Annotated in this window: 16 protein-coding genes; 6 read left to right on the forward strand and 10 right to left on the reverse strand. The window is 60.0% G+C overall.

Features of this window, described 5'->3' with window-relative positions:
• Positions 1-6 precede the first annotated feature (6 nt).
• The 3 genes from GFER_RS09810 to GFER_RS09820 form a co-directional block, all read right to left on the reverse strand.
• The gene (locus GFER_RS09810) at positions 7-579 is read right to left on the reverse strand and encodes an acyl carrier protein phosphodiesterase (protein WP_040099033.1); all 573 of its coding nucleotides are present in this window, start codon (positions 577-579) and stop codon (positions 7-9) included.
• Position 580: 1 nt separating this feature from the next.
• Positions 581-1636 (reverse strand): GspE/PulE/PilB domain-containing protein, encoded by a 1056-nt coding sequence (locus GFER_RS09815; protein ID WP_040099034.1) that lies wholly within the window; start codon positions 1634-1636, stop codon positions 581-583.
• A gap of 87 nt (positions 1637-1723) precedes the next feature.
• Positions 1724-3067, reverse strand: a complete 1344-nt coding sequence (locus tag GFER_RS09820) for a M23 family metallopeptidase (RefSeq protein WP_139172059.1) — start codon at positions 3065-3067, stop codon at positions 1724-1726.
• A gap of 453 nt (positions 3068-3520) precedes the next feature.
• Between GFER_RS09820 and GFER_RS09825 the strand changes: the two genes are divergently transcribed.
• Both GFER_RS09825 and GFER_RS09830 read left to right on the forward strand, forming a co-directional pair.
• Positions 3521-4657, forward strand: coding sequence for a M20/M25/M40 family metallo-hydrolase (locus GFER_RS09825; RefSeq protein WP_040099036.1), 1137 nt, complete (start codon positions 3521-3523; stop codon positions 4655-4657).
• Positions 4654-5829, forward strand: coding sequence for an aminotransferase (locus tag GFER_RS09830; protein WP_040099039.1), 1176 nt, complete (start codon positions 4654-4656; stop codon positions 5827-5829). Before GFER_RS09825 ends, GFER_RS09830 begins: the two co-directional genes overlap by 4 nt.
• Before the next feature lie 9 nt (positions 5830-5838).
• Here the strand turns inward: GFER_RS09830 and GFER_RS09835 are convergent, their stop codons facing one another.
• Positions 5839-7146, reverse strand: coding sequence for a hypothetical protein (locus tag GFER_RS09835; RefSeq protein WP_139172061.1), 1308 nt, complete (start codon positions 7144-7146; stop codon positions 5839-5841).
• A gap of 133 nt (positions 7147-7279) precedes the next feature.
• Between GFER_RS09835 and hrpB the strand changes: the two genes are divergently transcribed.
• A complete protein-coding gene (hrpB, locus tag GFER_RS09840; protein ID WP_040099041.1) occupies positions 7280-9799 on the forward strand; it encodes an ATP-dependent helicase HrpB in 2520 nt (839 codons plus the stop codon).
• 57 nt (positions 9800-9856) lie between these two features.
• On the opposite strand, the gene GFER_RS09845 is transcribed toward hrpB, so the two are convergent.
• From GFER_RS09845 to GFER_RS09855, 3 genes are read right to left on the reverse strand one after another with little or no spacing between them, the layout of a single operon-like run.
• Positions 9857-12808 carry an insulinase family protein gene (locus GFER_RS09845; RefSeq protein WP_040099044.1) on the reverse strand — a complete coding sequence of 984 codons (2952 nt, stop codon included), beginning with the start codon at positions 12806-12808 and terminating at the stop codon, positions 9857-9859.
• A gap of 59 nt (positions 12809-12867) precedes the next feature.
• Complete coding sequence (gene purE / locus GFER_RS09850; protein ID WP_040099045.1) at positions 12868-13368, reverse strand: 5-(carboxyamino)imidazole ribonucleotide mutase; 501 nt, start codon at positions 13366-13368, stop codon at positions 12868-12870.
• Positions 13365-14558, reverse strand: coding sequence for a 5-(carboxyamino)imidazole ribonucleotide synthase (locus GFER_RS09855; protein ID WP_200889311.1), 1194 nt, complete (start codon positions 14556-14558; stop codon positions 13365-13367). Before GFER_RS09855 ends, purE begins: the two co-directional genes overlap by 4 nt.
• Before the next feature lie 231 nt (positions 14559-14789).
• On the opposite strand from GFER_RS09855, the gene can reads away from it, so the two are divergent.
• A complete protein-coding gene (can, locus tag GFER_RS09860; RefSeq protein WP_040099048.1) occupies positions 14790-15434 on the forward strand; it encodes a carbonate dehydratase in 645 nt (214 codons plus the stop codon).
• A 76-nt stretch (positions 15435-15510) separates the two neighbouring features.
• Here can and wrbA read toward each other — a convergent pair whose 3' ends face one another.
• Both wrbA and GFER_RS19120 read right to left on the reverse strand, forming a co-directional pair.
• A complete protein-coding gene (wrbA, locus tag GFER_RS09865) occupies positions 15511-16128 on the reverse strand; it encodes an NAD(P)H:quinone oxidoreductase (protein ID WP_040099049.1) in 618 nt (205 codons plus the stop codon).
• Positions 16129-16205: 77 nt separating this feature from the next.
• Entirely contained in the window at positions 16206-16421 is a 216-nt protein-coding gene (locus GFER_RS19120) for a hypothetical protein (protein ID WP_040099051.1), read from the reverse strand.
• Positions 16422-16661: 240 nt separating this feature from the next.
• On the opposite strand from GFER_RS19120, the gene GFER_RS09875 reads away from it, so the two are divergent.
• Both GFER_RS09875 and GFER_RS09880 read left to right on the forward strand, forming a co-directional pair.
• Positions 16662-18542, forward strand: a complete 1881-nt coding sequence (locus GFER_RS09875) for an ATP-binding cassette domain-containing protein (protein ID WP_040099052.1) — start codon at positions 16662-16664, stop codon at positions 18540-18542.
• 86 nt (positions 18543-18628) lie between these two features.
• A complete protein-coding gene (locus GFER_RS09880) occupies positions 18629-19087 on the forward strand; it encodes a hypothetical protein (RefSeq protein WP_040099054.1) in 459 nt (152 codons plus the stop codon).
• 30 nt (positions 19088-19117) lie between these two features.
• Here the strand turns inward: GFER_RS09880 and GFER_RS09885 are convergent, their stop codons facing one another.
• Positions 19118-19447, reverse strand: a complete 330-nt coding sequence (locus GFER_RS09885; protein ID WP_040099056.1) for a transcriptional regulator — start codon at positions 19445-19447, stop codon at positions 19118-19120.
• Positions 19448-19467: the final 20 nt, after the last annotated feature.

Raw genomic sequence — 19467 nt, forward strand, 5'->3', positions numbered from 1 at the left:
GTTTTTTTAGGATGGCACGCAGAATCGGCGCGCGTCGCTAAGAAATCCGCGACAGTCGCTGCCCAGTTCATCATAGTTTGCGAGAAGGGCCGAAAGCCCTTGTGCGAGAGGCGTCGGCCGGGAGAGACGCGCGGCAAGCCTGTGCAGAACCCGCTCAACAGTAGCCGTCTCTCGATAGGACAGGAGCCAGTTGTGTTTGATCATGCGCGGCGCGACGTCTTGAAGGCCCGGCGGCAGAAGTGCAAAATGCTCCTCAAGAAGCTGGTAAACCCGAGCGGCAAATGTTTCCAGGGGGAGAGGGTGATAGTGCTGCCAGGTTCGCGCCAGAAAATGGTCGTAAAAGACATCGACGAGGATCCCTTTGCAATGGCCAAAGCTGTCGTCAAGCCGCCTTTTGCTCTGGCGGAAATGCACGTTTTTTTGTGCATAGGCATCGACCTGGCGATGCTGGCGAATGCCGGCGCGGATTTCAGGGGAGAACTCCTCGCCAAGGGAACCCTTGATGAAATCACCCATGAGATTGCCAAGCAGGCCCCCCGGGCTACCGTCGGAGAGGTAGAGATGCACGAGATAGTTCATGTCAGGTCATCAGGATCTTGTTGCGCAGAATCAGGATATCCAGCGCCAGGGAAGCTTTTTGCACGACCTTCTGCAGATCGAAGAACGCGTCCTTGAGTTCCGGCGAATTATCGGAAACGTACAGAATGCAGACGACCCTGTTCTGTTTGACGATGGGGATCAGCAGGGTCGTTTCCGGAAGTTTAACCTGTAGTGCCTGCCGGATCTGGTTGTTGGCGGGAGAGTCGGGAGGCGTGCCGAGATAAAAGCTGCGGGTTTGAACCACGGTCTGCAGAACGGAGGGCTGGTCCAGAGGAATAGCGAATTTTTCAAAACCCGCCGCCGGTTTTTCATGGACATGCGCCTGCCAACCGCTGAAGCTCTGCTCACGCACCAGGAAAAGGGCGGTTTTTTCAAAAAAGCGGCCCACATATTCCATGACCAGAGCGGCAATCGCATTGCGATCCTTGACATCCGCCAAGGCTGATGAGAGGTGATCGATGGAGTGCCTGGCGACACTTTCGCGCCAGCGACGCGAGTCCTCGCGTTTGATGTCCGGAACCGGACCTGAAGTCTCTTGGCCGTCTTTCTTCAAGCGCCCTTTGCGCTTGAGCACCTGCTTGATGACCGGGATATAGCGCTTGTCCCGCTCGATGCCGTAGTGTTTTTCCAGGGCCAGAACCAGACTGACCTCGGGGGCGACCATGGGGCGGATGGCAAGACCGGTAATGAAGCCTATTTCGTCTACCGCCCGCAGGTCGCCGGGGTCCATCATGACCAGATGCAGGCGTTTTTTCTCCTGGTGAAAAGGCACGACCTTGTATTTGTCGGCCAATTCAACCGTCATCAGATTGATTGTGCCGGCGGGGATTTCGAGGAGTTGTTCACTGCTGGTATAGGGCACATGCAGTTTGCGGCTGAGCAGGCGGGCGACATCCTCCTCTTCGACGAGCCCCATTTCGATGAGGTTGGTGCCCAGTTTGCCGCCGAAAATAGTTTGAAATTTAAGCGCTTCGTCAAGCTCGTTCAAGGTAATCAGGCCGGTTTGAACCAACAGGGTGCCGAGCTTTATGGCCATGGTCATGTCTCCGCGGGAAATTAACTGTTCAGCATGCACCGCAGGTCGCGGCGGGTGCGGCAGAGATAAGAAAGGATTTTGTCGGCCTCAGGGTTGCTCCGCGGATTTTGATTCGGCGAGGCGCGCCTGGCGCTTTTCCGTCTCAGCCAGTTGGGCCAGCAGGGGGGCGGCTACCGCCTTGAACTCAGCGAGATTTTGGGCGGGCACGGCTGGCCCCGAAGGCGGTCTGATTCTCTGCGGATTCACCGGTTCGCCGTTCCTGGTCATGCGGAAACACAGATGGGGGCCGGTGGCGAGACCCGTGGCGCCGACGTAGCCGATGACTTCGCCCTGTTTCACCTGTTTGCCCTCTTTCATGCCTTTAGCGAAACGGCTCATATGCAGATACATGGTGGCGTAGCCGTTGGCGTGACGGATCTGGATGTAATTTCCATTCGCGTTGGTGTAACCGATGCGCGAAATGGTGCCGTCACCGACAGTCATTATGGGAGTGCCGGTGGGAGCCGCGTAATCGATGGCGGGATGCGCCCGCCAGGTTTTGGTTACCGGGTGGAAGCGGCGCATGCTGAATCCGGAGGAAATGCGGGTAAACTCCAGGGGCGCCCTGAGAAAGGCTTTTCGCAAACGGTTGCCTTCGGGGTCGAAATAGTCGGCCGGGCGCTCACCGTCTTTGAAAAGAACGGCGCGGTGAAGTGTGTCTTGATTGGCGAATTCGGCTGCGAGTATCCGGCCATAGCCTGCCTGCTCGCCGTCGCGAAAGCGTTTTTCCACCAGAGCCTTGAACGAGTCGCCTTCGCGGATGTCGCGGATGAAGTCGATGTCCCAGGCAAAAATGTCCGCCAGGTTGATGGCCAGTTCGGGGGATTCGCCGATGGCCGCCACGGCATTGAACAGACTGGAGTTGATCGTGCCGTGAATCACCTCGGTATCAAGGGTGTAGGGAATAGGTATGCGGCTGATTTCGAATTTTTCGTTGGATTTGCGAATGAGCAATTGTTCGTCGCGATTGATCTCGTATAGAAAACTTTCAAAGTCGCCTTCTTCCAGGCAGAGTTCGTAGGGCTGTCCGGCGCAGATTCTCGTCAACGGAAAAATCGCTCGGCTTTTCTGGGCCAGACGGTGAATTTCCTGAGATGTCAGATAGTCGCCGAGCAGGGCGGTGAGAGTGTCGCCGGGAGTGATGATGCCGGAAATTGTTTCGCGATGGATTTCCAGCTCCGCTGGTGTTTGTGCGCCCTGCGCGGCGACCGCTGGCGAAGAATCGGGTGGTGTGTCGGGAGCGACTCGGGCTTCCGTCTGGGTGATCGCGGCGCGATAGAAAAAAAGTCCGGCGGCTATCGCGACACATAAGAGCAGCAGCAGCGATGGCAGATGTTTGCGTCCGCCGCGTTTGCTGGAAGAGCTGTTGGGCGGATTATAATCCATGTTCATAACTGCAAACCTTGCAGAAAAAATTAAAAATTCGCCTGCGGCTCAGACATTCACCGCGACACTCAAACGCCATGCCCTGCGGCGAAATTGGGCATTGCAGCGGAATAGTTACCGAAAATAACGTAGACAAGAGGTGTTTATCGTCGCGCTGCTCTGGCGTGGAATCCGCCGCATCTTAGCAGTTTGAAGGGACTATTGTCCAGTCTGGATAAGTTTTCATGTTTGCCGCCTGGGGCTTTCTTTCTGTCTGCAACTGGGGTAAAAGATAGGCATCCATGTATTTATTTTTGCAGCTGTTCAGCATGCGCCGCAGGGCGCGGCGGCATCGCTTGCGGCAAAAACTCGCCTGCGGCTCAAACATTTGCCGCGGCACTCAACCGCCACGCCCTGCGGCGCGATTGGCAATGCGGCTGAAAAGTTACGTTTTTTCCCATTGTTCTACGAGGCCTGTGCATGATCAACCATACACGTATCAGCGAAGAATTTGCCCGTCTGGCCGCCATTGCCAGCCCCTCTTTTGGTGAGGGAGAGATCTCGCGCTACCTGCGCGAACGCCTCACCCGGCTCGGCGGCGAGGTGAAATTTGATGATGCCGGCGCGCGCATCGGCAGCGAAAGCGGCAACCTGGTGGCCTATTTCCCGTCTCAAGGACGTGATTGCGCCCCCTTCATGCTTTCGCTGCACATGGATATGGTTGAGCCGGCCATGGGGGTGGTGCCGGTTCTGTGTGACGGGGTTTTCACCAGTGCCGGAGACACGGTGCTGGGAGCCGACGACAAGGCCGGCATCGCCGAGGTCATCGAGGCTCTTGAAGTCATGCATGAGCAGGGCATTGCCCGCGGTCCGGTGGAGGTCGTAATCACCGTCTGCGAAGAGGTGGGCCTGCTGGGCGCCAAGCACCTGGATTTCTCTCTCATCAAAAGCCGCCGGGGCTTGGCTTTGGATACCTCCGGGGTTGATCTGGCCATTCACCGCGCGCCCGCCGGCAACAAGCTGCGCATCGAGGTCATCGGGCGCGAGGCCCACGCGGGAATTTCTCCCGAAAAGGGACTCTCGGCCATTGAGGTGACGGCCCGCGCCATCGCGCGCATGCGCCTCGGGCGGGTCGATGAAGAAACCACGGCCAATATCGGCACCATTCACGGTGGTCAGGCCATCAATATCGTGCCCCGCCAGGTGGTGGTGGAGGGTGAGGCGCGCAGCCATGATCCGCAACGACTCGAAGCCCAGACCGAGCACATGATTCAATGTTTCCAGGATGCCGCGCGGGAGCTGCGGCGCGAGATCGAAGGGGTTCTGGTCGCCCCCGAGGTGCGCTGGGAAATCATTTCCGATTATCCGATGATGAACGTGCCTCTGGACGCACCCATGGTTGCTCTGATACGTGAGGCCGCAGCGGCTCTGGGGCAGCCCCTGACGGTGCGTTCCGCCGGCGGCGGCAGCGACGCCAATATCTTTAATGCCCAGGGCATCGAAACCCTGATTCTCGGCACGGGCATGACCAACGTGCATACCGTGGACGAGTCGGTCAGTGTCGCCGACATGGCGCGGGTGACCGAACTGCTGGTGGAGACCCTGCGGCGGGCATGAAATATTCCATCAATCCCCATATCCGCGAAGTCGGCTTTCCGCCTATCTCTGAAGTGTGGGATTGGGTGAACGCGGGCCGTCATCCCCAGGATCGGCCCTTGATCGACCTGTGCCAGGCGGTGCCGTCCTATCCGCCGGCGCCGGAGCTGGTCGCGCACCTGAAGGGCCTGCTGGACGACCCTGCTCTTTATCGCTATTCCGCCGACGAAGGCCTTCCCGAAGTCCGCCAGGGGCTGTGCGCGTACTACCGGCAACGCTACGCCGCCGAAATGACCGCCGACCATCTGTGCCTGACCATCGGCGCCAGTCAGGCCTTCTGGCTGGCCGTGGTGACCCTGTGTCGTCCGGGGGACGAGGTGGTGGTGGCCGTGCCCTACTATTTCGACCATGTTATGGCGCTGGATATGCTCGGCATCCGCAGCGTCTTTGTGCCCTTTGACGAAGAGCGCGGCGGCGTGCCCGACGTGCGCGCCCTGGCCTCGCGCATCAACAGCCGGACCCGCGCGCTGCTGTTGGTGACCCCGAGCAATCCCACCGGAACCGTGTCGCCGCCGGAGGTTCTCGCTGAAATCTTTCAGCTGGCCAAGAAAAACGACGTGGCTCTGATTCTCGACGAAACCTACGGCGAGTTCATCCCTGGCGGCGTTCGACCCCACGACCTGTTCACCGATCCCGACTGGGATGATCATTTCATCCACCTCACTTCCTTCGGCAAGACCTTTGCGCTCACCGGTCTGCGCGCCGGGGTGCTTGCCGCTTCTCCGGATTTTCTCCACCAGGCCCTCAAGGCGCAGGACACCATGGCGGTATGCGCGCCACGCATCACCCAACACGCCATCCTTTACGGCGTGCGGCATCTTTCGGACTGGGTGGCGGCCAATCGCGAGCGCATGCAGCGCCGGCATGAACTGTTTGTCGAGCAGTTCCGCGGCCCGGGCAACCCTTTTCGCCTGGTGACGGGTGGCTCGTTTTTCGCTTGGGTGCGCCATCCCTTCCCCGGCCATACGGGACGCCAGGTGTCGCGCCTGCTGCTGGAAGAGGCGGGGGTTTTGACTTTGGGCGGGGAAGTTTTCGGACCGGGGCTGGCCTCCTATCTGCGCATCGCTTTGGGCAATCTTGGTGAAGAAGGGATCAGCGAGGCGGTGCGGCGCTTTCGGGAGTTCAGCGTTTAAACCGTGATTTCAGCGCCGCTCGATGCTGTGCAGGCGCCCGTTTTCCAGGCGTACGACAAATTGCGGCCATTCGGGGTTGAAGAAAATGTGCGAGGCCAGGGAGTTGTTTAGGGTTTCGGCACGCCCGATGCGCTGTGGGGGGTGCCAGCTTCCCTGGCGACGCGCGAGAAAAATCTCATCGTTGATCGCGCTTGACGACGGCCCATGGCTGTGGCAAGAGGCCTCCTCGAACATCACCCAGAGTCCTTCCTCCACGGCCAGGCCGAAGGGCCGAACCCGTTCGGTGTAGGCGGGCAGGGCGACAAAAGATGCGCTGCCGTCCCCGGCAATTTCGGCAATGCTCAACTGCGCCCCTTTGGCGAAGATATGCGGCTTAAGTGGTCCGTTCGCGGGAATCGGACAGACACCGCCGAGCAGGCTGCCTTCGCCGTCGGTGATCTGGAAAATTCGCTGTTGGGAGTTTTGATATCCGAGCAGGATGAGTTTGCGCTCCAGATCGGGGACCGCCGCGAGATAGGGGAATTCGGCTTCGGGTGCGTGGAGACCCTGACGGCGGTCAATAAAGGCTGTTTCGATGCGCTCGACCCGCAAGCCCTCTGGACCTTCCTCCAGGCGGATGGCGCTGATTTCACGGTAGCTGTCACGTTTTAGGAAGGCCCAGATGCTGCCGTCCGCCGGATGCTGAACCAGGGCCCAGCGGGTGGCTACGGGATTTCCCGCCCGTCCCGGAACCCGCAAAGGAGCGAGGGTTGTCACTCGTCCTTCGGGATCGCGGTAAATAAAGCCGACTTCCAGGTGGCGATCCTCATGGTAGGTGAACTGGTGCCAGACCCCGACCAGCCCACCATTGGCCAGAGCGATCAGTCCCCCCGGGCGGGTGTCCTGATCGCCGATGGCGGTCTCGCTGACCAGCGACAGGCGCTCAGGGGCTGCGCCCGCGCCTGTCAGGTGGTAATGGCGCAGATGTGTGCGCCCCAGGACACCCGACCAGAGCCAGAAATCGTGGGGCGTGGCAAAGGCATAGCCGGCATGGGCCCGATCGTTGGGGCCCAGACTGCCCGGCAGCCGCAGGTGGCTTTCCCAGCCTGCGCGATCCTGGATATATAGCCAGTCCTGTCCGCGCGCGTCGTGATAGGGCAGGGCCGAACGATGACCCCACACCGCCAGAGGCCCCAGCCCCCAGGGCAGAAGGTCATTTTCCGCCGCGGGATTTTCAATCGCGTAGGTGGCTAATTCCGGCTGTGCCTGCGCTTCTCCCCGTGCCGGGCACGGATGGGCAAGGATCAGGACCAGCGCCAGAAGATTTGCACTGCGCAAAATCTTGAACCTGATAGTCGTTTTTTTTTCCCGAGGGTACATTTTTTTCCGCTGGTAAAAATTTCTGAGACAACAACCCGACAAATTAAGTGTACCTCCTTCGGATAAAAGTTTCCTTGCCCGAGTCTGATTTATGGAAAAAACCTCCTTGCCCATTGACCTTGTTTTGCCCCAGTTACGCCAGGCGCTTGCTGCGCGGGATGCCGTTGTCCTGCAGGCACCGCCCGGCGCGGGCAAAACCACCCGTGTGCCCTTGGCGTTGCTTGACGCGTCCTGGCTGGCGGGACGCGGCATTCTTATGCTCGAACCCCGTCGTCTGGCGGCGAGCAATGCGGCGCGCTACATGGCCGCGCTGCTGGGGGAGAAGGTCGGCGAAAGGGTCGGCTATACCATCCGCTTCGAACGTTGCGTTTCGCCTCGCACACGCATCGAAGTCGTGACCGAGGGCATTCTTACCCGACGTTTGCAATCCGACCCGGCTCTGGAGGATGTAGGGCTGGTGATTTTCGACGAATTCCATGAGCGCAACCTGCATTCGGATCTGGCCCTGGCCCTGTGTCGCGATGCCCAGCAGGGTCTGCGCGAGGATCTGCGTCTGCTTGTCATGTCCGCAACCCTGGATGCCGAGCCGGTGAGTCGCCTGCTCGGTGATGCGCCCTTGATCACCAGCGCGGGACGCAGCCATACCCTCGACATCCAATATCTAAACAAAGATCCCCAGGGCCCTGTAGCGGAAGTCACGGCGCGCGCGGTGCAGCGCGCCCTGGGTGAAACAGAAGGGGATATTCTGGTTTTCCTGCCCGGTGTAGCAGAAATCCGGCGTTGTCAGGGCTTGCTGGCGCAATCTCTCGCCGCGCACCAATTGGAGCTTTGTCCCCTGTACGGCGAGCTGTCTTTTGCCGAGCAGGAGCGCGCCATTCTGCCCGGCGCGCGGCGCAAGGTGGTACTGGCCACCAACATTGCCGAAACCAGTTTGACCATCGAGGGGGTGCGGGTAGTGGTCGACAGTGGTCTGGCGCGACAGGCGCGCTTTGAGGCGGCAAGCGGTTTGACGCGCCTGGAAACGGGACGTATCTCCGCGGCCTCGGCCAAGCAAAGGGCTGGGCGTGCGGGACGACTGGGGCCGGGAGTCTGCTATCGCCTGTGGAGTCCGGCAACCCAGGGTAGCCTTTTGCCCTTCACCCCGCCGGAAATCCGTCACGCCGATCTTGCGGAACTGGCCCTGGAATTGGCGCGCTGGGGGATTGTTGAGGTGCAGAGTCTGAGCTGGCTCGATTCTCCGCCTACCGGCACCCTGGCCGGGGCGCGCGCGTTGCTGCGCGAGTTGGGCGCTTTGGATGCCGGGGGGCGTATCACCGCGCACGGCTTGGCGCTCAGTGATCTGGGCGCCCATCCGCGCTTGGCCAATCTCATGCTGCGTGGTCGCGCTCTCGGGGTTCCTCGACTGGCCTGCGACTTGGCGGCGCTGCTTGCCGAGCGCGACGTTCTGCGTGGCCTGGGGCAGCCCAGCCACGCCGCCGATTCGGATTTCTCGGCGCGTATTGCGGCCTTGCTGCGGCGGCGCGACGCCGACCAAGGGGTGCCGATCGGCGTAGACGAGGGTGCTTTGCGCAGTGTGAAGCGCGCGGCACGCTATTGGCGTAAACGCCTGGGCGGCGGCGAAGATAGGGAAAGCGTTTCCGTTGATCTGCTGGGGAGACTGCTGGGGGCGGCCTATCCCGACCGCATCGCGCAGCGGCGCGGCGCCGAAACGGATCGTTATCTCTTGGCCAACGGGCGCGGCGCACGTCTGTCACGGCATTCGGCACTGCAATCACCACCTTTTCTGGTGGCGGTGGAGATTTTCGGCGGCCAGCGCAGCGAAGGTGAAATTCGTCTGGCCAGCCGTTTGACGCGCGAGATCATTGAGGATGAGTTTGCTCATCGGCTAGTCTGGCGACGCGAAGTGCACTGGAGCGAGCGCGAGGAGCGGGTGGTTGCGCGCGAAATTCAGGGGCTGGAGGCGCTGGTGTTGCGCGAGCGCAGTGTTGCGCCAAGCGCAGAAGAACAGTCTGAGGCACTGCTTGAGGGAGTGCGCCGTCTGGGTTTGGATGCCCTGGGTTGGACGAAAGAAAGTCGGCAGTTTCTGGCGAGGCTGGAATTTGTTGCCCGCGCGGATGCAGAGGGTGGCTGGCCCGAGGTCTCGCCGGAGGCCCTGCTTGAACGCCTCGACACCTGGCTCGCGCCTTTTCTTGGTGCTTGCCGCAGCCGTGCCGACCTGGCGCGGCTTGATCCCCTGACGGCCATGCACAGCCTGCTTGACTGGTCGCGGCGCCAACGTCTGGAGCGCCTGGCCCCCACCCACCTGGAAGTGCCCAGCGGCTCACGCATCCGGCTGGACTACCAGGCAGATGGCCCGCCGGTACTTGCCGTCAAGCTGCAAGAGCTTTTCGGCCTGGCGCAAACCCCGCGTCTGGCCGGAGGGCGGGTGCCGGTACTCATCCATCTGCTCTCGCCCGCCCGGCGGCCCCTGGCCGTGACACAGGATCTGTGCAGCTTTTGGGACAACGTCTATCCCGAGGTAAAAAAGGAGCTGTCCGGCCGTTATCCCAGACATCCCTGGCCTGATGACCCCTGGAACGCGACCGCGACACGGTTTACGAAACGCAAATGAAAAATAAAAACCGTTTTTCTCCGCGTTCTCAGCAGCCTCTGCGGTGAGAAAGAATTTTCAGATCCTGCGAATCTCCAAACCTTCCTCGCCCAACTCTCCATTGGCCTTTTGCAGGAGATCTTCTCCCGCGAGCACCGAAACGGCGCTGCGCGCGCGGCCTTCAACCAGATAGGTTTGCGCCAGACGCTGCAAGGTGGCCCGATCCGTCGCCAGAACCTTGCGGCGTAAGTCCTGGCGCATGTCCAGGGTCAAGCCCTGGCGGGTATTGGCAAATTCGCGGAAGCCGCGGCCCCCGGGAGACAGGGGCTTGTCGAGATCGGCAAAGACTGCCAGAATCGCCTCTTTAATATCCTGGTCGTTGAACCGTCCGTCTGCCGCCCAGTGTGCCGCCTCGTCGTAGACCCGCAGGGTGCGTGACAGGTGGGGGTCGCGGTAGGAGAGCAAAGACATCAGACCGGTTTCCGGATTGGCCGAAGCCATGCCGCCATAGGCACCGCCCTTTTCCCGAACTTCGCGATGCAGGTAGCCTGCGCGCAGCAGTTTGGCCAGGACCAGCAAGCCGCCGCTGTCATCGTGGGTATAAGGCGCAGTGGGGAACACCCGGGTGACGAAAGAGACCGGTACCGAAGCGATCACCCCGAGGCGCGCCGGTGTCGCGGTAAAAGCCGGGGCGTTCGCTGCTTTTTGCGTTCCTTCCGGGATGCTGCCGAGAAACGTACCGAGCGCTGGCCGCAGCTCTTCAAAATGGCGTTCTTCAGCAACCACCGCGCAGCTCAAATGATTGCGGCGCAGCAGTTCGCCGGCGATAGTCTGCATGCGCGCGGCGAACTCCTCCAGGGCGTCATCCTTCAATTCTGCCGCCTTTTTCGCCAGGGCGATCAGCTCCAGTCCCGACCAGGTTTCCCGCAGGCGCGCGGCCGGGCTCAGGCTGGCCGCGGCGGCACGGGCGGCGTAACTGTGCCCGGCCGAGGGGATGGAGTTTTCCAGGGAGGTTTTGATCTGGCCGAGGACTGTGCGCAGGCGCTCTTTGTCGCTGAAATCGGGGGCGGAGAAAATATCCGCGAGGATAGCGAAGAGTTTGTCCTGATTGCGCACCAGCGCTTTGCCGCGGATCTGCACCAGAGCCTGAAACTGTCTGGGGTCCTCGGGGTTTTCGAGAACCTCCGTCGATGCGGAGATGCCACCGGTGCCGGCTTCGATGCGTTCGGCCATCTCCATGTAGTTCAGCCCCGCTGCGCCAATCTGGGTGAGCAGGGAGCAGAATAGCGGCAGGTAGGGCTGATGAGCGGGGTCAAGCGTTCCGGCATCAAGATGGGCAATGAAATAACCGATGCCGTTGGTCGGCTGATCGAACCACTGCACCGGCAGGCCGTTTTGCGTGCCGCGGGTCGAAGGCACCGATGCTTCCTCGGCGGGGATGTCGCTGAGTTCCAGGGTCGGCAGACAGGAGAGATCTTCCTCGGCTTCCTGAGCCTCCTTGAGACGGCGTGCCTGCTCGATGATTTCCTGTTCTTCCGCAGGGGTCAGTTTTTCCCGGATTTCCGCCAGACGCGTCGCGGTCTGCTGCTCTTCCCGCTGTTTCTGCTGGGGGTCGGGACGCAATGTCAGGGTGACGCGGTGCGGGTTGTCGAGTAGGTGGCGCCGGATGAGATTTTCAAAGAAAGGTCCGCCGTCCAGCTCTTTGCGCAGCCGGTCAAGGTGAGTCGCGATCTGCAGCGGCGATACAGCATCGGCGCAGTGCATCCAGGGACCGAGCATACGCATGCACAGCATCAGGGGATAGGGGTAGCTGTCGCCGGTCACTTCCCGGTGCCCGAACTCGAAGCGATGAATCACGCCCTCGATACGCTCGCGCGAGAAACCCTTGCGTGCGACCTCGGCCAGGGTGTCAAGCACGACCGCCTCGATGGCCTCGGTCTGTTCGGGATCGGTCCCCTGCAGGCCAGCGGCGAACAATGTGGTGCGGTAGTCGTCATGGTAGCCTGATCCCGGCGCCAGATTGGTGCCCAGGCGCGAATCGAGCAACGCCTTGTACAGGGGTGCCGCCGGATTGCCGAGCAGCAGAACCGAAAGCAGATCCAGCGCCAGCCGCTCAAAGCTGTCGGAAATGTCGCAGGTCAACCAGGCCACCTGTACCATCGAGCGTCGCTCCATGGGTTCGTCCTTGGCGACAGGAAAAGTTTCAGTGCTGCGCCGCGGCGCATCGTAGCGCTGTTCGGGCTGCACCTTGGAGGCGACGGTGCGTGGCTCAAACTCGGCCAGGGCGCGTTTTTCGATGGTTTTGAGGTGGTCTTGCAAGGGCAGATTGCCGTAGCTGAAAAACCAGGCGTTGCTCGGATGATAATAGGCGGCATGGAAGTCCATCAGAGCCTGGTGGGTCAGATCGGGGATTTCGGCAGGTTCGCCCCCGGAATTGTAGTGGTAGGTCTGGGTGGGAAACAGGTGCCGGTTAAGGCGGCGTCCCATGAGAGACGAGGGGTCGGCCATGGCCCCTTTCATCTCGTTGTAAACCACCCCTTTGAATTCAAGCGGTGATGTCGGATCCTCGGGATCGGCGAATTCGAGGCGATGGCCCTCCTGGCGAAAATTCATCTCATCCAGGCGCGGAAAGAACACCGCGTCGAGATAAATATCCATCAGGTTGCAGAAATCTTTCTGGTTCATGCTGGCGAAGGGATAGAGCGTCCAGTCGCTGGAGGTCAGGGCATTCATGAAGGTGTTGAGACTGCGCCGCAACATGGAGAAAAAAGGATCGCGCACCGGGTAGCGGCGTGAGCCGCACAGGGCCGTGTGTTCAAGTATGTGGGCGACGCCGGTGGAGTCCCGGGGCGTGGTGCGCAGGCCGATGGCGAACAGGTTGTTGGGATCTTCATTGGCCAGATGCACCATGTGGGCACCGGTTGTCAGGTGCCGCAGTTCAACGAGGGTGATGTTGATCTCGCGCAGCAGGGTTACCGCGGTGACTTCGAAACCGTGCAGGCGTTCACCGACGCGGGGTGTTTCAGGCATGAAAAAATCCTTTCCAGAAAAATAGGTAAACAAAGTTAATGTTGCAGGACAAATCCGATTTAGTTCTGGTTTTTCTTTTCCAGTGCCGCTGCCTTTTCCAGCACCCGCGCTTCCTGCTCCTCCATGTAGCGAAGGACGGCCTGGCGGATCTGCGGGTGTTTGATGCCGAGGATGCGCGCGGCGAGAATGCCGGCGTTGAAGGCGTTGTTGATGGCAACGGTCGCCACCGGCACGCCCCCTGGCATTTGCGCAATGGAGAGCAGTGCATCGAGGCCCTGCAGGGTGGTGGCATTGACCGGGACGCCGATGACCGGCAGCGGCGTGAGGGCGGCGACCATGCCGGGCAGATGGGCGGCGCCGCCGGCTCCGGCGATGATCACGTCCAGACCACGCTGCTGGGCGGTCTGCGCATATTCATACATCCGTTGCGGGGTGCGATGGGCCGAGACGATGGTTATTTCATAAGAAACGCCCAACGCCTTGAGGGCCTCTGCGGCTTTTTCCATGACCGGGAGATCCGAATCGCTGCCCATGATGATACCAACTGCTGGCTGGTTCATGCTTCCTCCGACCCGATGATATGGAGAACAGATTTGAGTTTGTCGGCCTTGGCGAGGGCCTGATCGATATCCTGATCGACGATGACGGCGTGCCCCATTTTGCGCATGGGCCGCACCTGCTCTTTGCCGTAAATATGGATTGTCGCACCTTCGATGGCCATGGCATCTTCGAGCCCGACGATGCAGGGTCGACCGTTGGCGCCGGGGGCGCCGAGCAGATTGACCATCACCGCCGGGACAAGCAGTTCCGTCGAACCCAGGGGCAGCCCGCTGATGGCCCGCAGATGCTGTTCGTACTGGCTGGTCACGCAGGCTTCAATGGTGTAGTGACCCGAATTGTGCGGGCGCGGAGCGACTTCGTTGATCAGAATTTCTCCGGATCTGGTCAGAAACATTTCCACGCCGAAGACGCCACGCAAACCTTCAAAAGCCTGTGCGGCCTGCATGGCCAGTTCCTGCGCCCGTGCGGTCTGCTCGGCACTGATGCGGGCCGGCGCGAGAAGCAGATCCAGCAGATTGGAACGGTTGTCGAAAAGCATTTCGACCACCGGATAGCAGCGCACCTCTCCCCCGGCGCCGCAGGCCACCATCACCGCCAGTTCCTTGTCGATATCGACCATGCTCTCAAGCATGGATTCGCCCGTGTACGCCTGGGCGGCTTCGGCGGCATCGCGCAGAACGAAAACGCCCTTGCCGTCGTAACCGCCGCGCCGTGCCTTCTGCACCAGGGGAAAACCGAACTCTTCCATAAGGGTCGGATCGGGCTTGTCCATGCGCTCAAAGCGTGGCACGGGCAACCCGGCCTGCTCGAGAACCAGTTTCTGATGAAGCTTGTCCTGAATAATTTCCAGAATGCCGGGAGAAGGATGGATGGTGTGGCCGGCAAGCTCGAGCCTGCGCATTTCGCCGGCATCGATGTGTTCGATGTCGTAAGTCGTCACCTGACAGCCTGCGACCAGTTCCTGCAGTTTTGCGGCGTCAAAATAGCCGCCGGTCACCTGGCGTTCGGCCAACCGTCCGGCCGGAGCATCGGGGGCCGGATCGAGGACGTCGATGGAGAAGCCCAGTTTACTTGCTTCCAGGGCCAGCATCTTGGCCAGCTGACCGCCACCGATGATTCCCACACGCATGAGAGGGTAAGGATGGCGGCTGGCCGTGCGCGGCGTTTTTTCCCAATTCATATCTGCCATGTTGAATATGATCGTCTCCCTTTTTCTTTGACTTTGCTATTGTAGAGCTTTTATATAGTAAAAAACGCGAATAACGATAGGGTAAATAGCGCGTCTGTGATCGGCGGGATCAAAAAGCCCGAAACGCACCTTTTACCATTTTCAGAACGTAGAAGCAATTGCCGAGGGCGGCTGGATGCCGATTCGATTGGTACTTCGGCGTATACTTTCGCACAGTGAAAGGAAAACAAAGTGAAAAAACTTCAAGATCTCTTTGACAAAAACCGTGAATGGGCCGCGGGGCGCACTCGCCTTGATCCTGATTTTTTCGGGCGTCTCAGCCGCCAGCAGGCGCCCAAATACTTATGGATCGGCTGTTCCGACAGCCGTGTACCGGCCAACGAGATCGTTGGACTTGATTCCGGCGAACTGTTTGTGCACCGCAATGTGGCCAATGTGGTGGTGCATACCGATTTCAACTGTCTGTCCGTTATCCAGTACGCCGTCGAGGTGCTCAAGGTCGATCACATTATCGTTTGTGGCCATTACGGCTGCGGCGGCATCAAGACTGCCCTGGGCGGCAGTCAGTTCGGGTTGATCGATAACTGGCTGCGCCATATCAAGGATGTTTACACCCTGCATCGCCGCCGCCTTGATGAAATCACCGACGAACAAGAGCGCCTCGATCGACTGTGCGAAATCAATGTCGCCCAGCAGGTGGCCAACGTCGCGCACAGCACCATTGTGCAGAATGCCTGGACGCGCGGCGATTCCCTCAGTGTTCACGGCTGGATCTATTCCCTGTCCGACGGCCTGCTCAAAGATCTCGGACTGAGCGTCGATGGCCCCGGGCAGGTGCCGGTCATTTATCGTATGGGCGAGGGTGATTGCTGCTGAAGATGGCCGACGAAGTTTTTTCCATAAAAAAAGCGCCCGCGCAGGGCGCTTTTTTTATGGGTGCTGAGAAAACCGCTCAGCCTTTGAGTTTTTTGGCGATCTGCGCCACATGGCGGCCCTGGAAGCGGGCAATGGCCAGCTCGTTTTCGCTCGGTTGGCGCGAGCCGTCGGCATCGGCCAGAGTGGTCGCGCCGTAGGGCGTGCCGCCGGTGATTTCACTCATGTTGAGCAGGCGCTGTTCGCTGTAGGGCACGCCGACGACGATCATGCCGAGATGCAGCAAGGTGGTATGAAAACTGGTAATGGTGGTTTCCTGGCCGCCGTGCTGGCTGGCTGTCGAGGCAAATACGCTGCTGACCTTGCCGACCAGAGCGCCGCTCATCCACAGCGACGAGGTCTGGTCAAGGTAATTGCGCATCTGCGCCGCCATGTTGCCGAAGCGCGTCGGCGTGCCGAAAATGAGTGCGTCGGCGGCGGCCAGATCGTCGACCTTGGCTGTGGGGACATGGGCAAAAGCCTCACGCGCCTTTTTCGCGCCGGATTTTTCCAGGGCCTCATCAGGCACCAGTTCCGAAACTTGGAGCAGATTGGCCTCGCACCCGGACACCTCGCGCACGCCTTCGGCGACGGCCTCGGCCATGCGGTAAACGTGGCCATACATACTGTAAAAAATGACATTGATCTTGACGCTCATAAAGCCCTCCTTTTGTGATTTTTCATCGGGTTGCCCATTCTGATTCCCGCATGCTCCATGCTTTTTGGCGCTCTTGGTCAGGTTTCCGCTTCTCCCGCCAGCGGCGTCGGATTGCACAGGCTCTTCTCTTCATTGGCGCGGGCGCCGCAGTTGAAGCAGGCAAAGCGCGGCTGGTCGGTCCGTTTGCGGATCTCTTCGGTGCGGCCGGCCGCGTTGAGGGAGCAGATGTGCAATGGATGACCCTCCAGGTTAGTGCAGAGGTTGTCTTCGGTGGTGGGGTATTTTCGTGCCATGTATTTTGACCTCCAGCTGTCTGTTTTTCCTTAAAAAAACATAGCGTAAATGGCGCGGAAGTCCACCCGCCCTAGTTGTTTGCCACAAAAAATGCGGACTTGTCGCCTGTTTCCGGATATCTTAGTATTCGCTCTTGCTCGCTATTCGGGCAAAATGCCTGTCCTGCGGTGCATGATGAACAGATATTTTTTTAGTTTTGTTTTTATGGAGACTGAATTAGCAATGTGCAGGAACTTATTATGGCTCTGATCACCCTTCACCAGTTGTCCCTGGCCTTTGGCGCGGCGCCCCTGCTCGATGAAGCAACCCTGGCTATCGGCGAGCGTGAGCGCATCTGCCTGCTGGGCCGTAACGGTGCCGGTAAATCGACCCTGATGCGCGTGATCAATGGCGATCTGCCGCCCGATGCGGGCGAGATCATGCGCCGTCAGGGTCTGCGTACCGCACTGGTGGCGCAGGAAGTCCCCGCGGGGATTGAAGGCAACGTTTTTGACGTGGTGGCTGGCGGACTTGGGGAGCAGGCCGCCTTATTTGCGGCTTTTCATCGCGTCAGCCGCGGATTGGCACAGGAAACCTCGCCGGAATTGCTCGACGAACTCGGACGTTTGCAGAAACGTCTGGAGGAAACCGGCGGTTGGGAATTGCATCAGCGCGCCGAACAGGTCATCAGTCACCTGCAATTGCCGGCCGAAGATCAGTTCGCCACGCTCTCTGGCGGCCTCAAGCGTCGCGTCATGCTCGGCCGCGCCCTGGTGGCCGATCCCGATATTCTGTTGCTCGACGAGCCGACCAACCATCTGGATCTCGAAACCATCGCCTGGCTTGAAGACTTTCTCCAGCGGCGCGACAAGACGCTGGTCTTTGTTACCCACGACCGTGCCTTTCTGCGCCGCGTGGCGACCCGTATCGTCGAACTGGACCGCGGCCACCTCTCAAGTTGGGAGTGCGACTACGACACCTATCTCGTGCGCCGCGAAGAGCAGCTTGCCGCTGAAGAAAAGCAGCGGGCCGAATTCGATAAAAAACTGGCCCGTGAAGAAGCCTGGGTGCGTCAGGGCATTAAAGCCCGCCGGACCCGCAATATGGGGCGGGTGCGTGCCTTGCAGCAATTGCGCGCCGACCGCCGCGCCCGCCGCGAGCGCAGCGGTACAGCCGCCCTGCAGGTGCAGGAGGGCGAGCGCAGCGGCCGCATGGTGATCGAAGCCGACAACATCTCCTATGCCTGGGATGAACAACCGCTCATTCGTGATTTTTCCACCTCCATTTTACGCGGCGACAAGGTGGGCATTATCGGCCCCAACGGCTCGGGAAAAACCACCTTGCTGCAACTGCTGCTCGGTGAACTTGCGCCCGAGCAGGGACGGGTCAAGCACGGAACCAATCTGCAGATCGCCTATTTCGACCAGTTGCGTACCCAGCTTGACGAGAACCGCACGGTGCACGAAAATGTCGCCGAAGGCAACGACTGGGTCGAGGTGGGTGGCCAACGGCGTCATGTCATGGGTTATCTGCAGGACTTTCTTTTTCCCCCTGAACGCGCCCGCTCCCCGGTGCGCACCCTGTCCGGCGGCGAACGCAACCGCCTGTTGCTGGCCAGGCTCTTTACCCGCCCTGCCAATCTGCTGGTGCTCGACGAGCCGACCAACGATCTGGATCTCGAAACCCTCGAACTGCTCGAAGATCTGCTCGTCGAATTTTCCGGCACGGTGTTGCTGGTCAGCCATGATCGCGCCTTTCTCGACAATGTGGTGACCAGCACCCTGGTGCTTGAAGGAGAAGGGCGGGTCGGAGAGTACGTCGGCGGTTACGAAGACTGGCTGCGCCAGCGTCCCGCGATCCCCCTGCCGGAAAAAGCCGAAGAAGCCAAGCCTGAGCGGCGCTCCCCCAAGGAGCGCCCGCGCAAGCTCAGCTTCAAGGAGAAAAAGGAGTTGGAGGATCTGCCGCGGCGCATCGAGGAACTGGAAAAAGAGCAGGCCGAAATCCATGCCCGCCTCTCCGATCCCGCATTTTACCGCGCCGGCGGTGGCGATTCGGCCGCCATGCAGGCGCGGCTGGCTGCCGTTGAGGACGCATTGGCTGTCTGTTACGGACGCTGGGAGGAGTTGGAGGCGTTGGCATAGCCGACAACCCTGAGGTTGGGGTTTTGTGCGTTGAAAATTGATGGGAGATTTGCCGGGCACAACAGGTTGTCCGCAGGAGTGGTGGAATGAAAAAAAAAGACGCAGGCAAGACGGCCCAGGCCTATACCTACGCAAACCACGCCATCAACGGCCTGATCGGCTATGTGGCGTATGTTCTGGCGTTCATCATCATCGTGAAACTTGTTCAAGCTCTGGTCGGGGCCGAAGAAGCCAGCGAAATGATGCCGCTCTATGTGTTTTTTTATATCGGCGGCGCCACCCTGATCTCGACGTTTTTTGTGATGAAAAAAGTCAAGCACGACACGGGGATTGCAAAACAGAAAACAACTCTTCTGATGATTCTCGCGGTGTTGAGTTTTACGGTGCAGTTTGTCGTACTTAATGTTCTGACCCGCGCAGGCATCCTCAACATCGAAATCCTGATTTACTTTTCGGTGTTGGTTCTGCTGCTCCATATCGTTGCCAGCTACAGGTTTTACGACAACCTGTCCTCCGGTCGCAACGCTGCAAAGCGCAGGCGTTAATCCCACTACAGCCTTATTTCTGGTTTTTTGCTATTCCCGGACAATTCGAAAGAGCGGATCGCTGATCGCTTCCTTGCGGCACATCGGGCATTTGCCAGGGGGCGTGAGGCGTTCCCGTTTGGCGAAGACAAAGCCACAGGAGCGGCATTCAGCAGGCGTTGTTTCGAGTTCTTCATCGCCAGTCTGAAGGCTGCGGCGAATATGGTCGAGGTGGCTGTAGACGTCCTTTTCGCGGATGCCCAAGGCCGCTGAGATTTCCTTGGCCGAGAAACGGCCGTCTCTGAGCAGGGCGCTGAGGGCGTGGCGGATGGTTTCGCGGGCCACGGGCGGCGTGGTCGGTTTGCGCGGAGAATTCGCCATTGATCCTGACTCCTTGATGA

The sequence above is a fragment of the Geoalkalibacter ferrihydriticus DSM 17813 genome (assembly GCF_000820505.1).
Classification (GTDB): domain Bacteria; phylum Desulfobacterota; class Desulfuromonadia; order Desulfuromonadales; family Geoalkalibacteraceae; genus Geoalkalibacter; species Geoalkalibacter ferrihydriticus.

Coding starts and splice junctions, on each gene's coding strand:
- GFER_RS09810 (WP_040099033.1), bottom strand. CDS start 579: ATGAACTATCTCGTGCATCTCTACCTCTCCGACGGTAGCCCGGGGGGC.
- GFER_RS09815 (WP_040099034.1), bottom strand. CDS start 1,636: ATGGCCATAAAGCTCGGCACCCTGTTGGTTCAAACCGGCCTGATTACC.
- GFER_RS09820 (WP_139172059.1), bottom strand. CDS start 3,067: ATGAACATGGATTATAATCCGCCCAACAGCTCTTCCAGCAAACGCGGC.
- GFER_RS09825 (WP_040099036.1), top strand. CDS start 3,521: ATGATCAACCATACACGTATCAGCGAAGAATTTGCCCGTCTGGCCGCC.
- GFER_RS09830 (WP_040099039.1), top strand. CDS start 4,654: ATGAAATATTCCATCAATCCCCATATCCGCGAAGTCGGCTTTCCGCCT.
- hrpB (WP_040099041.1), top strand. CDS start 7,280: ATGGAAAAAACCTCCTTGCCCATTGACCTTGTTTTGCCCCAGTTACGC.
- GFER_RS09845 (WP_040099044.1), bottom strand. CDS start 12,808: ATGCCTGAAACACCCCGCGTCGGTGAACGCCTGCACGGTTTCGAAGTC.
- purE (WP_040099045.1), bottom strand. CDS start 13,368: ATGAACCAGCCAGCAGTTGGTATCATCATGGGCAGCGATTCGGATCTC.
- GFER_RS09855 (WP_200889311.1), bottom strand. CDS start 14,558: ATGGCAGATATGAATTGGGAAAAAACGCCGCGCACGGCCAGCCGCCAT.
- wrbA (WP_040099049.1), bottom strand. CDS start 16,128: ATGAGCGTCAAGATCAATGTCATTTTTTACAGTATGTATGGCCACGTT.
- GFER_RS19120 (WP_040099051.1), bottom strand. CDS start 16,421: ATGGCACGAAAATACCCCACCACCGAAGACAACCTCTGCACTAACCTG.
- GFER_RS09875 (WP_040099052.1), top strand. CDS start 16,662: ATGGCTCTGATCACCCTTCACCAGTTGTCCCTGGCCTTTGGCGCGGCG.
- GFER_RS09880 (WP_040099054.1), top strand. CDS start 18,629: ATGAAAAAAAAAGACGCAGGCAAGACGGCCCAGGCCTATACCTACGCA.
- GFER_RS09885 (WP_040099056.1), bottom strand. CDS start 19,447: ATGGCGAATTCTCCGCGCAAACCGACCACGCCGCCCGTGGCCCGCGAA.